16 protein-coding genes and 4 tRNA genes are annotated in these 13,793 nt (G+C 71.1%); 5 read left to right on the plus strand and 15 right to left on the minus strand.

From position 1 onward, the window contains the following. Nucleotides 1-57: 57 nt before the first annotated feature. From rplA to CWN80_RS10010, 5 genes are all read right to left on the minus strand, one after another. Nucleotides 58-801, minus strand: coding sequence for a 50S ribosomal protein L1 (gene rplA / locus CWN80_RS09990; RefSeq protein WP_007928729.1), 744 nt, complete (start codon nt 799-801; stop codon nt 58-60). Between the two features lie 81 nt (nt 802-882). Beyond that, complete coding sequence (gene rplK / locus CWN80_RS09995; protein WP_007928727.1) at nt 883-1,320, minus strand: 50S ribosomal protein L11; 438 nt, start codon at nt 1,318-1,320, stop codon at nt 883-885. 86 nt (nt 1,321-1,406) lie between these two features. Continuing rightward, nucleotides 1,407-2,279 carry a transcription termination/antitermination protein NusG gene (gene nusG / locus CWN80_RS10000; protein WP_128277232.1) on the minus strand — a complete coding sequence of 291 codons (873 nt, stop codon included), beginning with the start codon at nt 2,277-2,279 and terminating at the stop codon, nt 1,407-1,409. A gap of 72 nt (nt 2,280-2,351) precedes the next feature. Beyond that, nucleotides 2,352-2,624 carry a preprotein translocase subunit SecE gene (secE, locus tag CWN80_RS10005; protein ID WP_040881485.1) on the minus strand — a complete coding sequence of 91 codons (273 nt, stop codon included), beginning with the start codon at nt 2,622-2,624 and terminating at the stop codon, nt 2,352-2,354. A gap of 38 nt (nt 2,625-2,662) precedes the next feature. After that, nucleotides 2,663-2,735: transfer RNA gene (locus CWN80_RS10010), tRNA-Trp, on the minus strand. A 193-nt stretch (nt 2,736-2,928) separates the two neighbouring features. On the opposite strand from CWN80_RS10010, the gene CWN80_RS10015 reads away from it, so the two are divergent. The 4 genes from CWN80_RS10015 to CWN80_RS10030 all read left to right on the plus strand — a co-directional run bounded on the left by CWN80_RS10015 (nt 2,929) and on the right by CWN80_RS10030 (nt 7,408). Beyond that, nucleotides 2,929-4,227, plus strand: coding sequence for an aspartate aminotransferase type Ic (locus tag CWN80_RS10015; protein WP_128277233.1), 1,299 nt, complete (start codon nt 2,929-2,931; stop codon nt 4,225-4,227). A 2-nt stretch (nt 4,228-4,229) separates the two neighbouring features. Continuing rightward, on the plus strand, nt 4,230-4,730 hold the full coding sequence (locus tag CWN80_RS10020) for a DUF5709 domain-containing protein (RefSeq protein ID WP_040881484.1): 501 nt from the start codon (nt 4,230-4,232) through the stop codon (nt 4,728-4,730). Between the two features lie 17 nt (nt 4,731-4,747). Further along, nucleotides 4,748-5,845, plus strand: coding sequence for an adenosine deaminase (locus tag CWN80_RS10025; protein WP_128277234.1), 1,098 nt, complete (start codon nt 4,748-4,750; stop codon nt 5,843-5,845). A 66-nt stretch (nt 5,846-5,911) separates the two neighbouring features. Continuing rightward, on the plus strand, nt 5,912-7,408 hold the full coding sequence (locus CWN80_RS10030) for a S8 family peptidase (RefSeq protein WP_238148185.1): 1,497 nt from the start codon (nt 5,912-5,914) through the stop codon (nt 7,406-7,408). Nucleotides 7,409-7,488: 80 nt separating this feature from the next. Here the strand turns inward: CWN80_RS10030 and CWN80_RS10035 are convergent, their stop codons facing one another. The 10 genes from CWN80_RS10035 to CWN80_RS10080 all read right to left on the minus strand — a co-directional run bounded on the left by CWN80_RS10035 (nt 7,489) and on the right by CWN80_RS10080 (nt 13,190). Beyond that, on the minus strand, nt 7,489-8,562 hold the full coding sequence (locus CWN80_RS10035; protein WP_007928721.1) for a UDP-N-acetylmuramate dehydrogenase: 1,074 nt from the start codon (nt 8,560-8,562) through the stop codon (nt 7,489-7,491). Further along, nucleotides 8,562-8,987, minus strand: a complete 426-nt coding sequence (locus CWN80_RS10040) for a MaoC family dehydratase (RefSeq protein WP_040881482.1) — start codon at nt 8,985-8,987, stop codon at nt 8,562-8,564. The genes CWN80_RS10035 and CWN80_RS10040 overlap by 1 nt, the downstream gene beginning before the upstream one ends. A gap of 2 nt (nt 8,988-8,989) precedes the next feature. Continuing rightward, nucleotides 8,990-9,436 carry an FAS1-like dehydratase domain-containing protein gene (locus CWN80_RS10045; protein ID WP_007928717.1) on the minus strand — a complete coding sequence of 149 codons (447 nt, stop codon included), beginning with the start codon at nt 9,434-9,436 and terminating at the stop codon, nt 8,990-8,992. 92 nt (nt 9,437-9,528) lie between these two features. Beyond that, nucleotides 9,529-9,699 (minus strand): 50S ribosomal protein L33, encoded by a 171-nt coding sequence (gene rpmG, locus CWN80_RS10050; RefSeq protein WP_007928715.1) that lies wholly within the window; start codon nt 9,697-9,699, stop codon nt 9,529-9,531. A 165-nt stretch (nt 9,700-9,864) separates the two neighbouring features. After that, nucleotides 9,865-9,938: transfer RNA gene (locus CWN80_RS10055), tRNA-Met, on the minus strand. 37 nt (nt 9,939-9,975) lie between these two features. Next, nucleotides 9,976-10,048, minus strand: a tRNA-Thr gene (locus CWN80_RS10060). A 119-nt stretch (nt 10,049-10,167) separates the two neighbouring features. Then, on the minus strand, nt 10,168-11,916 hold the full coding sequence (locus tag CWN80_RS10065) for a choice-of-anchor I family protein (RefSeq protein ID WP_128277235.1): 1,749 nt from the start codon (nt 11,914-11,916) through the stop codon (nt 10,168-10,170). Between the two features lie 56 nt (nt 11,917-11,972). Beyond that, entirely contained in the window at nt 11,973-12,404 is a 432-nt protein-coding gene (locus tag CWN80_RS10070; protein WP_007928711.1) for an acyl-CoA thioesterase, read from the minus strand. Nucleotide 12,405: 1 nt separating this feature from the next. Next, nucleotides 12,406-13,032, minus strand: coding sequence for a DNA-3-methyladenine glycosylase I (locus CWN80_RS10075; protein WP_192899859.1), 627 nt, complete (start codon nt 13,030-13,032; stop codon nt 12,406-12,408). Nucleotides 13,033-13,104: 72 nt separating this feature from the next. Next, nucleotides 13,105-13,190: transfer RNA gene (locus CWN80_RS10080), tRNA-Tyr, on the minus strand. An 80-nt stretch (nt 13,191-13,270) separates the two neighbouring features. On the opposite strand from CWN80_RS10080, the gene CWN80_RS10085 reads away from it, so the two are divergent. Further along, nucleotides 13,271-13,765 (plus strand): YajQ family cyclic di-GMP-binding protein, encoded by a 495-nt coding sequence (locus CWN80_RS10085; protein WP_007928706.1) that lies wholly within the window; start codon nt 13,271-13,273, stop codon nt 13,763-13,765. The last annotated feature ends 28 nt before the right edge of the window (nt 13,766-13,793 follow it).

Below are 13,793 nucleotides of genomic sequence, written 5' to 3' on the forward strand. Positions count from 1 at the left end.
GAGCACCCCATGAATCCGCCCGCGGGAGACGCCCCCTTCGTCAGGTGCGGCGCGGTGTCACTCGCCGGCGGGGACCTCGTCGGCGGCGACCGGGGCGGTCTCCTCGAGGAGGTTCTTCACCCGCGAGCTGTCGAGGACGATGCCCGGACCCATGGTCGTGCTGAGCACGGCCTTGGTGATGTAGCGGCCCTTGGAGGCGGACGGCTTGAGGCGCAGGATCTCCTCGAGCGCGGCCTGGTAGTTCTCCACGAGCTGGGTCTCGCCGAAGCTCGCCTTGCCGATGATGAAGTGCAGGTTGGCGTGCTTGTCGTTGCGGAACTCGATCTTGCCGCCCTTGATGTCCGAGACGGCCTTGGCCGTGTCCATCGTGACGGTGCCGGTCTTCGGGTTCGGCATGAGGCCGCGGGGACCGAGGACCTTGCCGAGACGGCCGACCTTGCCCATGAGGTCCGGGGTGGCGACGACGGCGTCGAAGTCCATCCAGCCGCCCTGGACCTTCTCGAGCATGTCGTCGGACCCGACGAAGTCGGCGCCGGCCTCGCGGGCGGCGTCGGCCTTGTCACCGTTGGCGAAGACGAGGACGCGGGCGGTCTTGCCCGTGCCGTGCGGCAGGTTGACCGTGCCGCGGACCATCTGGTCCGCCTTGCGCGGGTCGATGCCGAGACGGAAGGCGACCTCGACGGTCTCGTCGTAGGTCTTCTTCGCGCCGTCCTTGGCGAGGCGGATCGCCTCGAGGGGGGCGTACGCGAGGTCGCGGTCGATCTTCTCGGCCGCGGCGCGGTAGCTCTTGCTGCGCTTCATGAGTGCTCCTTGGTGGTGGTGGAGGTGTGGTGCGGGCCAGCGCGGGCCCTCCCACGGGGGTGGCTGGATCAGCCGTCGGGCTCAGACGCCCGGGGTCTCGATGCCCATCTGACGCGCGGTGCCGGCGATGATCTTCATCGCGGCGTCGATGTCGTTGGCGTTGAGGTCGGGCATCTTGGTCTCGGCGATCTCGCGGACCTGGTCCTTGGTCAGCGAGGCGACCTTGACCTTGTGCGGCTCGCCGGAGGCCTTCTTGACGCCCGCGGCCTTCTTGATGAGCTCGGCAGCCGGCGGGGTCTTCGTGATGAAGGTGAACGAGCGGTCTTCGTAGACCGTGATCTCGACCGGCACGACGTTGCCGCGCATGTCCGCCGTGGCGTCGTTGTACGCCTTGACGAACTCCATGATGTTGACGCCGTGCTGACCGAGGGCCGGGCCGACGGGCGGGGCCGGGGTCGCGGCGCCAGCCTGGATCTGCAGCTTGATGTAGCCGGAGACCTTCTTCTGCTTGGGAGGCATGCGGTGTTCCTACTTCCGTGTTGTGGGCCGACGCCGTGGGCGATGACCCGGTTGCATGAGGTGCCACCGATCGGTGGCACCGACCATCAGATCTTGGCGACCTGGTGGAAGCCGAGCTCGACCGGGGTCTCCCGGCCGAAGATGGAGACGAGGACCTTGAGCTTCTGGCTCTCGGGGAGGATCTCGGAGATCGTCGCGGGCATCGTCTCGAAGGGGCCGTCCATGACCGTGACGGACTCGCCGATCTCGAAGTCGACGTCGACGGCGGTCGCGGCCGGCGCGGAGCCGGTCTGGGCGGCGGCACCGGGAGCGGCTGCGGCGGCCGGCTTGTCGAGGTCGGCCGGCTTGATCATCGTGAAGACCTCGTCGAGGCTCAGCGGCACCGGGTCGTGGGCGTTGCCGACGAAGCCGGTGACACCGGGCGTGTGCCGCACGGCGCCCCAGGACTCGTCCGTCAGGTCCATGCGGACGAGGACGTAGCCGGGCATCCGCGGCTGCTTGCGGACCTTCTTCTGACCGGACTTGATCTCGGTGACCTCGTCGATCGTCACGGCCACCTCGAAGATGTAGTCCTCCATGTCGAGGTTGGCGACACGGGTCTCGAGGTTGTGCTTCACGCGGTTTTCGTAGCCCGCGTAGGTGTGGATGACGTACCAGTCGCCGAACTTGGAGGCGAGGTCGTCCTTGAAGGCCTGGACCGGGTCCTCGGCGTCCTCGGGCAGGACGTCACCGTCGGTGTCGACCTCGGCATCTGCCTCGGCAGGGGCCTCGGTCGCCTCGTCGGACTCGTCGGCGGCGGCCTCCTCGAGGGCCTCGTCCGCGGCGCGGGCGTCCTCGACCTCCTGGGCCGAAGGGAGGTCAGCCGGCGGCTGGGCGGCGTGCTCGGCCTGCTCGGCAGCGATGACGCTCGAGGTGCCCTCTGGGTCCTGGGGCTCGGGGGTCTGGGTCTGCTCGGACATGACCTGATTCCTTCACTTCGACAACTTCGGCGGCGCTGGGCGCGCCCGGGACGGACGGGTTCGCGGGCGGCGTCAGCCGCCGAACACCCAGAGCACTGCCTTGGTGAACGCCGCGTCCAGGCCGGAGACGATGAGCATCATCACGGCGACGAAGACGATCACGACGAGCGTGTAGTTGATCAGCTCGGACCGCGTCGGCCGGACGACCTTGCGGAGCTCGTCCAGCACCTGGGCGAGGAAGAGTCCGATCGACCCGAAGAAGCGAGAGATCGGGTTGCCGCCCTTCGGCCCGCGCCGCGCCTTGGTCGGCTGCGCTCCGAGCTGGCTCACGTCATCTCTTCTCATCCGGGATCACCTGGCTGCGCAACGGGTGTCGTGCAACGCAGGGCAGGAGGGACTCGAACCCCCAACCGCCGGTTTTGGAGACCGGTGCTCTACCAATTGAGCCACTGCCCTTCGGGAGACCGCGGTGGGGCCGATCTCCCGGGTCGGCTCCTCCCTTCGTCCCTGCGTGCGGGCACGCTGGAGAGTCTGGTCGAAGTCAACCGAGGGACAACCATACGTCACGTCGGGCACGCACCGCGAACCGGGGGCGAGGAGGTGCGGACCACCCTTCGCCCACGGCCCGCGAGGTGGAAGACTGGCGCCCGTGACCGAGCAGAGCAGCCGCCCCCTGTCCGACCTCTCCCCCGAGGAGCTCACCGCCCTCGCCGAGACCCAGCGCCGCGCCCACGCCGACCAGGCCGCCAAGGGCACCAAGCTCGACGTCACGCGCGGCAAGCCGAGCTCCGCACAGCTCGACCTCGCCGACGACATGCTCTCGCTGCCCTCCGCGACGACGGACCGCGCTGGCACCGACGTGCGCAACTACGGCGGCCTCGCCGGCCTGCCCGAGCTGCGCGAGATCTTCGCCGAGCTGCTGTGGGTCGAGCCCGAGCAGCTCGTGGCCGGCGGCAACTCGTCGCTGACGATGATGCGCGACGTCCTGGTCGACCTCCTCCTCTTCGGTGCCGTCGACTCCCCCCGCCCGTGGGCGAAGGAGGACAAGGTCACCTTCATCTGCCCCGTGCCCGGCTACGACCGCCACTTCGCCCTCCTCGAGGACCTCGGCATCGAGATGGTGACCGTGCCGATGAGCGACGACGGCCCCGACGTCGAGGAGGTCGCGCGGATCGCCGGCTCCGACCCGTCGGTCAAGGGCATGTGGGTCGTGCCGACCTATGCCAACCCGACCGGCGCGATCGTCTCGCACGAGGTCGCCAGCCGGCTGGCGGCGATGGAGACCGCCGCCCCGGACTTCAAGATCTTCTGGGACAACGCCTACGCCCTCCACCACCTCACCGAGGAGGAGGCCAAGAGCGCCGACATGATCACGCTGTGCTCCGGCGCCGGGCACCCCCACCGCACCGTCATGTTCGCCTCGACCTCGAAGATCACCTGGGCGGGCGCGGGCGTCGCCTTCCTCGCCTCGTCGACCGAGCAGGTCGCCTGGTACCTCGAGCACCTGGGCAAGGGCTCCATCGGCCCGGACAAGGTCAACCAGCTGCGGCACGTCGAGTTCTTCGGCGACGCCGACGGGGTGCGGGCGCACATGCGCCGGCACGCCGAGATCATCGCCCCGAAGTTCGCCGAGGTCGACCGGGTGCTCACCGAGCGCCTCGGCGGCCTCGGGGTCGCGACGTGGAACCGCCCGACGGGCGGCTACTTCGTCAACCTCGACGTGCTCCCCGGCACGGCCTCCCGTGTCGTCGCCCTCGCCAAGGAGGCCGGCCTGTCGCTGACCCCCGCGGGTGCCTCCTTCCCCCACGGGCAGGACCCGGACGACACCAACATCCGCCTGGCGCCCACCATGCCGCCGATGTCCGAGCTCACCGAGGCCATGGAGACGGTCGCCACGTGCGTCCTCATCGCGGCCGCGGAGCAGCTGGGCACGACCACCAAGGAGTGACCATGTCCGAGCGCGAAGACCTCGACACCGACCTGACGAGCTACAGCCTCGACGACGAGGACCAGCTGCAACCCGGCGACAGCCTCATGGGCAGCGGGACCGCGGACGAGGACCCGCTCGACGCGGGGTACTCCCCGCCCGACTCGGCGCGGGGCTCCTACGCCCACGGCGTCACCGCGGCGGAGCAGCGCGAGGGCGAGAGCATCGACCAGCGGCTCAAGCAGGAGGAGCCGGACACCACCTGGGAGGTCGACGAGCCCGGCCGCCGCGGGGACGACCGCATCGGCGGTGACGACCCGGACGCCATCGCCGCCGAGGACGACTGGATCGGCGACAGCGAGGTCGGCGACGCCCGCGCCGGGCGGCTCGTCAGCCCCGACGAGGGGGCCCACGACGACACCGACGACCAGGCCTGGGGCCGCGACGTCGGCGTCGACGGTGGCGCCGCCTCCGCCGAGGAGGCCGCCGTGCACATCATCGGCTCCGGCGAGGACGACGCCTGAGCGCGCCGGCCCGGGACCTGCGGACGCTCCCGAAGGCGCACCTGCACCTGCACTTCACCGGCTCGATGCGGGTGGAGACGGTCAGGGACCTGGCCCGCGACCACGGCCTGCGGCTGCCCGAGTCACTGCGTGAGGGGTACCCGCCACAACTGTCCGCAGCGGACGAGCGCGGGTGGTTCCGCTTCCAGCGCCTCTACGACGCGGCCCGGCACTGCGTGCGGGGCGAGGCCGACATGCGCCGCATCGTCCGGGAGGCAGCGCTGGACGACGGCGCCGAGGGCTCCCGGTGGCTCGAGATCCAGGTGGACCCGACCTCCTACGCCGCCGCCGTCGGCGGCATCACGCCGGCGATGGAGATCGTGCTCGACGAGGCCCGCTCGATCAACGCCACGGCCGACGAGACCGGCTCGGCCCGCGTCGGGGTCCTCATGGCGGCCAGCCGCATCCGGCACCCGCTCGAGGCCCGCACCCTGGCCCGCCTCGCCGCGCGTCTCGCCGGGCACGGGGTCGAGGGCGTGCACGGCTTCGGCCTCTCCAACGACGAGCGAAGGGGGGCCACCCCCGACTTCGCCCCCGCCTTCCGGATCGCCGAGCGCGCCGGCCTCGCACTCGTCCCGCACTCCGGTGAGCTGCTCGGACCCGAGGCCATCGCGCAGACGCTGACGGCGCTGCACCCGCACCGGCTCGGTCACGGCGTGCGCAGCACGGAGGACCCACGGCTGCTCGCCGAGATCGTCGAGTCGGGGGTCGCCCTCGAGGTCTGCCCCGGCTCCAACGTCTCCCTCGGTGTCTACCGCGAGGCACCCGCGGTGCCGCTGCGCCCTCTCTTCGAGGCCGGCGCGACGATCGCCCTGGGGGCTGACGACCCGCTGCTCTTCGACTCGCGGCTGCTCGACCAGTACGAGACCGCCCGGTCGGTGCACGGCCTCGACGACGCGCAGCTCGCCGAGCTGGCGCGCGGCTCCTTCAGGGCGAGCCGGGCGCCACGCGAGGTCGTCGAGACGGCGGTGCGCGACATCGACGCCTGGCTCGCGACGCCGGCCTGGGGCCACCCCCTTCGTCGATCCGACGGCGTGACCGCAGATCCTGCGGCGTTCGACGCGCACGAAGCGTGATCCTCTGCCAAGATCGCCGTGCCGCGGCTCGACCCCCGGCTGCGGTCACCCAAGGAGGAAATGCACATGTCTTCACGCATGCGACCGCACAGCGCCCGGTGGGCGGCTGCCGCCGCCATCATCGGGCTCGGCGTCGTCGGCGCCCAGTCGGCCACCGGAGCGACCCAGGACGAGCCCACCTCGACCCCGGTCCCGATCTCGACCCCTGACGGCCAGATCTCCAGCTACGTCGTCAACGCCAAGGTGGCCAACCCCGGCCAGACGCGCAAGGTCGAGCGGGCCGTCGAGGCCGCGGGCGGCGTCGTCGTCCAGTCCTGGCCGCAGATCGGTGTCGTCATCGCGCACTCGACGAAGGCGAGCTTCCGCACCGACGTCATGGACCGCGCCCGCAACTCCGTCGAGTCCGTCGGGCCGACCCGATCCGTCGCCGTGAGCGAGGGCACGCCCGCCGGCGCCCAGGCCCCGTGGGGTCCTGGCAAGGGCCAGCTGAAGAAGGCCCGGACCAAGCAGGGCGACGTCTCCGAGGGCACTGCGGCCACGAGCACCGACCCGCGCGAGGGTGAGCAGTGGGACATGCAGATGATCAACGTGCCGCAGGCGCACCAGATCACCACCGGCTCCCCTGACGTCACGGTCGGCGTCCTCGACTCCGGCATCGACCCCGACCACCCGGACCTGGTCAACCAGATCGACCGCGCCAAGTCGGTCGGCTGCACCGACGCCGGCCGCCCGACGACCGGCGAGTCCGCGTGGGCCCCGACGACGAGCGACCACGGCACCCACGTCGCCGGCACCATCGGCGCCGAGCGCAACGGCGTCGGCATCGTCGGCATCGCCCCCGGCGCGAAGATGGCGTCGGTCAAGGTGGTCAACGACGATGGGTTCATCTACCCCGAGTACGCGGTCTGCGGCTTCATGGAGGCCGGCCTCAAGGGCATGGACGTGACCAACAACAGCTACTACGTCGACCCCTTCGAGTTCTGGTGCGGTGACCAGCCGGAGCAGGCTCCGGCCATGGAGGCCGTGCGTCGCGCCGTCACCTGGTCGACGGAGCAGGGCACCGTCCACGCGGCGGCGGCCGGCAACAGCGCCTACGACCTGTCGGACAAGACGACCAATGCGTCGAGCCCCAACGACGCGGAGACCCCGGTCGCGCGCACGATCAACAGCTCGTGCAAGGACATCCCGACCGAGCTCGACGGTGTCGTCACCGTCTCCTCCGTCGACCGCCAGGGCAAGCTGTCGTCCTTTTCCAACCGGGGCCTCGGCTCGATCGACGTCGCCGCTCCCGGCAGCTCGATCCTGTCGACGATCGTCAACGGCAACGGCTGGGGCCTGAAGAGCGGCACCTCCATGGCCTCGCCGCACGTCGCCGGCGTGCTGACGCTCATGAAGTCGGCGCACCCGACGTGGGGTCCGGAGAAGATGATCCGCGAGCTGCGCGCCCAGGCCACCGACACCCCGTGCTCGACCGCCACGCGCGGCGCCCCGTGCGTCGGGACGCCGGAGGAGAACTCCTACTTCGGTGACGGTCTGGTCGACGCCTACGCGGCGGTCCGCTGACCGCACGCACGATGCACGACGAGGGCCCACGGTCGACCTGACCGTGGGCCCTCGCCCGTCCCGCCGCTCGAGCGGCGGGGCTACAGCTCGTGGCCGACGAAGACCGGCTCGTTGACGAGCGTCACGCCGAAGGCGGACTCCACCCCGTCGCGCACCTCGCGGGCCAGGGCCGCGATGTCGGCCGCCGTCGCCGTGCCGCGGTTGGTCACGGCGAGGGTGTGCTTCGTCGACAGGGCGGCTGGCCCGGGCATCGCGTGCCCCTTGCCGAAGCCTGCCTGGTCGATGAGCCATGCCGCGCTCGTCTTGACCAGCCCCTCCCCCGCGGGGAAGACCGGTGGCGTCGGTCCCTGCGGCCCCAGCCGCTGGGCGGCGCGCTCGACGAGCTCGTCGAAGCGCCCGGCCGGCAGGATCGGGTTGGTGAAGAAGGAGCCGCAGCTCCACGTGTCGTGGTCCGCCGCGTCGAGCACCATGCCGCGGATGCCGCGCTGGGCCAGGACCGCCTCGCGGGCCGCGGCGAGCGGTACCCGCTCCCCCTGCTCCACCCCGAGCTGGCGTGCCAGGTCGGCATAGGCCACCGGCGCCGACAGGCCACCCCGGCCGAGGCGGAAGGTCACCTCGAGCACGACGTGACGGCCCGTCTCCTTGAAGACCGAGTGGCGGTAGGTGAAGGCGCACTCCTGCGCCGCGAAGGTGCGCTCGCGCCGCTCGTCGCGGTCCCAGACGCGCACGCGCGTGATGGTCTGCGCGACCTCCTGGCCGTAGGCGCCGACATTTTGCACCGGCGTCGCCCCGGCGAGCCCGGGGATGCCGGAGAGCGCCTCGATGCCCGACCAGCCCTCGGCGACGGCGCGGGCGACGACGTCGTCCCACACCTCTCCGGCGGCGACGACGACGTCGACGTGCTCGTCGTGCGTGGACTCGACGCGGACCCCCTTCGTCGCGATGCGCACGACGGTGCCGCGGAAGCCGTCATCGGCGATGACGAGGTTGGAGCCGCCGGACAGGAGCAGCAGGGGCGTGCCCGCCTCGTCCGCGGCCCGGACGGCCGCGACGACCTCGTCGAGGGTCTCGGCGGTGACGAGGGTGTCGGCCGGCCCGCCGACGCGCATGGTCGTGAGCGGCGCCAGCTCGACGCCGTGCTCGGTCGCGCCCATCAGTCGAGCCGGGCCACGGCGCGGCAGCGGCCGAGCACCTTGTCGTCGCCGCAGGTGACGGTCAGCTCGACGGTCGCCTCACGGGTCTGCTCGTCGAGGGACTTCACGACGCCAGCGACGGAGATCTCCGCCCCGGCGCCGTGCGGGACGACGACGGGCTTGGTGAAGCGAGTGCCGTAGTCGACGATGCGCCCGGCGTCGCCGACCCAGTCCGTGACGACCTGGACTGCCGCGCCCATCGTCCACATGCCGTGGGCGATGACGTCGGGCAGCCCGACCGCCTGCGCGGTCCGCTCGTCCCAGTGGATGACGTTGCGGTCGCCGGAGGCTCCTGCGTAGTGCACGAGGTGGGCCCGGGTGACGGGGATGGTGCGGGGCGGGAGGGACTCCCCTTCGCCGACGTCCTCGAAGCGGCGCACAGTCATGCTCACTCTCCTCCTCGCACGACGATCGTCGACAGGCTCGTCGCGACCGGCTGGTCCTGCGCGTCGACGATCTCGCTGCGCATCGTCACCATCTGGTGCCCGCCCGCGGCACGGATCGCATCGACGTGCAGGACGCCGCGCAGCTCGTCGCCGGCGACGATCGGGCGGTGGTGGGTGAAGCGCTGCTCGCCGTGGACGACGCGCGCGTAGTCGACGCCCGCCTCGGGGTCGGTGACGAACTGCGCGTCCGTACGCTGCCCCGGGATGACGGCGAAGGTCGGCGGCGCGACGAGGTCCGCGTAGCCCGCGGCCCGGGCGGCCTCGACGTCGTAGTGCACCTGGTCGGTGGCCCCGACCGCCGCGGCGAAGTCGCGGATGTGCTCGCGGCCCACGCTGAAGGGGGGCGTCGGGTCGTAGGTGCGCCCCAGGAAGTCCTCGTTCACGGCCATGCGGTCAGTCTAGGAGCGACGCCGCCGGCACGACGAAGCGGCCGTCGAGCAGGTGCTCGGCGGCCGCTTCGGCGCAGATGCGCTGCGCTGGGTCAGCGGGTCTCGCGGTGCAGGGTGTGCCGGCGGTCCCGCGAGCAGAACTTCATGAGTTCCATGCGGTCGGGGTTGTTGCGGCGGTTCTTCTTGGTGATGTAGTTCCGCTCCTTGCACTCCGTGCACGCCAGGGTGATCTTGGGGCGGACGTCGGCGCTCTTGGATGCCACGGTAAGAACCTGCTCTCGACAACTTCGGGTGGTACTCGCCTGCGCCGGTCTGCGCTGGGCGGGAGGTACGTGTGGTGCTGCAACGTGCAGCACGGCGACGCACAAGGATAGTCCACGGGCGACCCCCACCGGAAATCGGTGGTCGTTGGCACCCGTGGTGCTGCGTAGCGGGAGCGGGGCTCGATCCCGCGACCTCACGATTATGAGTCGTGCGCTCTAACCAGCTGAGCTACCCCGCCTTGGCGGTCGACCCGCGCTGCGCGCTGGTCGGACCCGAGCCCCCTGTCGGAATCGAACCGACGACCTTTTCCTTACCATGGAAACGCTCTGCCGACTGAGCTAAGGGGGCAGGCCCTCCGGATCGGAGTGATCCGGTGGACAACCTCGGGAGAGATTACACGGCAAGTGCCGTGGTCATGAAATCGGGGACCCGGCGAGGTCGCCGGGCCCCCGATCAGCGCCGCTCGATCAGAGCAGGTCGGTCTCGACGACGGGGCCGCGCACCGGCTCGTCGGTGTCGTCGCCGTCATCGGTCGGGCGCGAGGTCGGCTCGTCCGTCGGCTCGTCCGTGGGGTCCGTCGGCTCGTCGGTGGGGTCGGTCGGCTGGGTCGGCTCGGGCAGCGCACCGGGGGCGTCCACCTGCCAGATCGTCGTCGTCCCGGAGACCTCGTTGCCGACGAGCAGCAGCGGCTCGCCCGTCGGGCTGTCCACCGCGGGGATGAAGTGCACGCCCTCGGGACCCAGGTCGCCGGCCGTGCCGGCCTCCGGGTCACCGGAGAAGTCGCGGTTCTTGGCATACCCGACGATCTCGGCGCCGGTCGGGTCGGTGACGTCGACGACGGCGATGCCGGAGTCGCGCTCGAGCCCGACGAAGGCGTAGCTGCTGCCACCGATCGTGCCGATGTCCAGGCCCTCCGGCTCCGGCCCCTTGGCATCGCTGCGGCTGTCGAAGGAGTCGTTGTCGTCGTGGCCGGAGTTGAAGTGCTCGGGGTCGCGCTCGGCGACGAGCTGCTCGAGCGCGTCACCGCTGTCCCAGACCTGCGAGCCGTCGGCGCCGAGGATGCTCACGGAGCGCCCGCCGAAGGAGTGCAGCTCGGTGTACCCCTCGTCGCTGCGCGGCGAGGTGGTCGTCACCGTGAGCCGACCGAGCGACTCGTCGGCCTGGATCGCTTCGGCGTCGGGGAAGGCCGTCGGGTCGAGGTCGAGGTCCTTGACCCGCTCCTCCTCGGCGAAGCAGTCGTACTCGCGGGCATCGCCCTCGTTGGCCGTGACGACGTACTCGCCACCGGCCGGCGCCGTGTAGGCGACCGCCCCGTCGGGCATGTACATGCCCTTGACCGGGTGGGTGTCGACGGCGATCTCGTCGTCCTTGTCGGAGGCGTCGATGCCCTGGCCCTCGACGGAGTGGTCCTTGAGGCCGAGCGGCACGATCTCGCGGACGGTCGCACCGGCGACGTCGACGATCGCCACCGCATTGGCCTCCTGGAGGGTCACCCACGCGGTCGCCCCGTCGGCGCTCGTCGCGATGTACTCGGGCTCGAGGTCCTGGGAGACGGTGGCCCCCGGCCCGAAGAGCCGCACGCCTGCCGCACGCAGCTCGTCGGCGCGACCGTCGAAGGCGTCGAAGCCGGCGGTGCGCACCCGGGCGTCGGCGACGCCCCCGGAGAGGTCGACGACCGAGATGCTGCCGACCGGGTCGACCTGGCCGTCGCAGTAGCCCTCGGGCTCGCCCTCGTTGGCCACGAGGACCCGCTGCCCGTCGGGCGTGAAGGTCACCATGTCCGGCAGCGCACCCACGGTGAGGGTGCGCTCGGCCTCGAGCGTCTCGGCGTCGAAGAAGGAGACGCTGCCCGCGTCGGTCTTGTCGTCGGCCTGCTCGGCGACGACGACCAGGCCGTCGTGGACGTCGACCGAGTTGGCCCCCGGGGTGTCGAGCGAGCCGACTTCGGTGGGCGTCGTCGGGTCGGAGATGTCGAGGACGTCGACCGTCCCCGCCTTGGCGTTGACGACGAAGGCCCGCTGGGTGGTCGGGTCGTGGGCGACGATCTCCGAGGCGCCCTCATCGAAGGCTCCCGTCGAGAAGGTGCCGAGCAGGGTGAGGGTGACGTCGTCACCGGGGGCGGCCGTGGCGAGGCCGACCCCCACGGGGGTCACGAGGGCCGCGGAGAGGGCCAGGGCGAGGGCAGCGCGACGAGGGCGCTTCACAGGGGTGTGCATGGCCGGAACCTAGGGAGGTCACCCCCCACACCGTCGACCACCGGGTGAACGCCCCCTTAACCCTCGACGACCAGTCCCTCCAGAGATGGTCTGAGCGCCTCCGGGACGGGTGTGGGCCGTCGGGTGGTCGCGTCGACGAAGACGTGCGCCGAGGTCGCGACGGCGACGGGCACCCCGTCGCTACCACGCACGAGGGCGCACTCCCAGCGCACGCTCGTGCGCCCCACGCCCAGCGCACGCAGCCCCACCTCGAAGACGTCGGGGTAGGAGATCTCGGCGAGGTACCGGCAGCCCGTCTCGGGGATGAGGTTGATCGTGCCGTCACCGCGCGCCACGTCGAAGTCGTGCTGACGGAGCCAGTCGTTGATGACCGTGTCCATGACGAAGTAGTGCACCGCGTTGTTGACGTGGCCGAACTGGTCGTTGTCGCTCCACCGCGTGGGCACCGTGGCCCAGTGCGGGTAGCGGGTGCGGTCGAGGTCGCTCACGTCAGACATCGTGCACCGGCCTCCCGTCCGGTCGCCACACGCCGGAGGTCCCCCGGCGGTGGCTGTCGAGCAGGTGGGTGTCGACGATGCCGACCGCCTCCATGAGCGCGAAGGCCGTCGTGGGGCCGACGAAGGCGAAGCCGCGCCGCTTGAGCTCCTTGGCCAGGGCCCGGGACTCGTCCGACGTCGTCGGGATCTCGGCGGCCGTCCGTGGCCTGGGCGTGCGGTCGGGACGGAAGGACCACACGAGGGCGGGCAACCCCCCTTCGTCACGAAGGGAGCGGGTCGCCCCCGCGTTGCGGATCGTCGCCACGATCTTGGCCCGGTTGCGCACGATCCCGGCGTCGGCCATGAGGCGCTCGACGTCGGCGTCGCGGTACTCGGCGACGACGTCCGGGTCGAAACCGGCGAAGGCGGCCCGGAAGGCCTCGCGCTTGGCGAGGATCGTCGCCCAGGACAACCCCGACTGGAAGGCCTCGAGGCTCAGCCGCTCGAAGAGGCCGCGCTCGTCGCGCACGGGCATGCCCCACTCGGTGTCGTAGTAGTGCCTCAGCAGCTCGCCGTGGGCACCGTGTCCGTCCGCCCACGCCGGCCGCGCCAGCCCGTCCTCGCCCACCACCACGTCCATGCCGGCCATCGTGCCACCGGGGGACGACACGAGCCCCGCACCGAGATCGGTGCGGGGCTCGCGCTGCACTGCTGGTGGCAGGTGAAGGATTCGAACCTTCGTAGGGATAACCCGACGGATTTACAGTCCGTTTCCATTGGCCGCTCGGACAACCTGCCGTGTGCGTCTGGAAGGATAGCAAGCCGACCGCCCATCAACGCAATCCGGGCGCCCCCTCGGCGAAGGAGTCACCACCAGCATGGCCACGAGCAGCTTCGACATCGTCAGCAAGGTCGACCGCCAGGAGGTCGACAACGCGCTCAACCAGGCGGCCAAGGAGGTCTCCCAGCGCTACGACTTCAAGGGCGTCGGCGCCTCGATCGAGTGGAGCGGCGACAACGTGGTCATCAAGGCCAACAGCGCCGACCGCGTGCTCGCCGTCCTCGACGTCTTCGAGTCCAAGCTCGTGCGGCGCGGCGTCTCGCTGAAGAACATCGACTTCGGCGACAAGGAGCCGCAGGCCTCCGGCAAGGAGTACGTCCTGTCCGGCCCCACCAAGGAGGGCATCGACCAGGACAACGCGAAGAAGATCTCCAAGATCATCCGCGACGAGGGGCCGAAGGGGATCAAGCCCCAGATCCAGGGCGACGAGCTGCGGGTCACCGGCAAGTCCCGTGACGAGCTGCAGGAGGTCATCGCGCTGCTCAAGGGCAAGGACCTCGACGTGGCGCTGCAGTTCACCAACTACCGCTGAGCCTCTCTTCGCTCGGCACGCCGGGCAG

Source organism: Janibacter hoylei PVAS-1, from assembly GCF_004025845.1.
Lineage (GTDB): Bacteria > Actinomycetota > Actinomycetes > Actinomycetales > Dermatophilaceae > Janibacter > Janibacter hoylei.

Excerpts from the sequence above, each read along its gene's own strand:
- secE (WP_040881485.1), bottom strand. The coding sequence starts at position 2,624 with ATGAGAAGAGATGACGTGAGCCAGCTCGGAGCGCAGCCGACCAAGGCG.
- CWN80_RS10035 (WP_007928721.1), bottom strand. The coding sequence starts at position 8,562 with ATGGGCGCGACCGAGCACGGCGTCGAGCTGGCGCCGCTCACGACCATG.
- CWN80_RS10045 (WP_007928717.1), bottom strand. The coding sequence starts at position 9,436 with ATGGCCGTGAACGAGGACTTCCTGGGGCGCACCTACGACCCGACGCCC.
- CWN80_RS10085 (WP_007928706.1), top strand. The coding sequence starts at position 13,271 with ATGGCCACGAGCAGCTTCGACATCGTCAGCAAGGTCGACCGCCAGGAG.
- CWN80_RS10020 (WP_040881484.1), top strand. The coding sequence starts at position 4,230 with ATGTCCGAGCGCGAAGACCTCGACACCGACCTGACGAGCTACAGCCTC.
- CWN80_RS10075 (WP_192899859.1), bottom strand. The coding sequence starts at position 13,032 with ATGGACGTGGTGGTGGGCGAGGACGGGCTGGCGCGGCCGGCGTGGGCG.
- CWN80_RS10030 (WP_238148185.1), top strand. The coding sequence starts at position 5,912 with ATGTCTTCACGCATGCGACCGCACAGCGCCCGGTGGGCGGCTGCCGCC.
- rplA (WP_007928729.1), bottom strand. The coding sequence starts at position 801 with ATGAAGCGCAGCAAGAGCTACCGCGCCGCGGCCGAGAAGATCGACCGC.
- nusG (WP_128277232.1), bottom strand. The coding sequence starts at position 2,279 with ATGTCCGAGCAGACCCAGACCCCCGAGCCCCAGGACCCAGAGGGCACC.
- rplK (WP_007928727.1), bottom strand. The coding sequence starts at position 1,320 with ATGCCTCCCAAGCAGAAGAAGGTCTCCGGCTACATCAAGCTGCAGATC.
- CWN80_RS10040 (WP_040881482.1), bottom strand. The coding sequence starts at position 8,987 with ATGACTGTGCGCCGCTTCGAGGACGTCGGCGAAGGGGAGTCCCTCCCG.
- CWN80_RS10065 (WP_128277235.1), bottom strand. The coding sequence starts at position 11,916 with ATGCACACCCCTGTGAAGCGCCCTCGTCGCGCTGCCCTCGCCCTGGCC.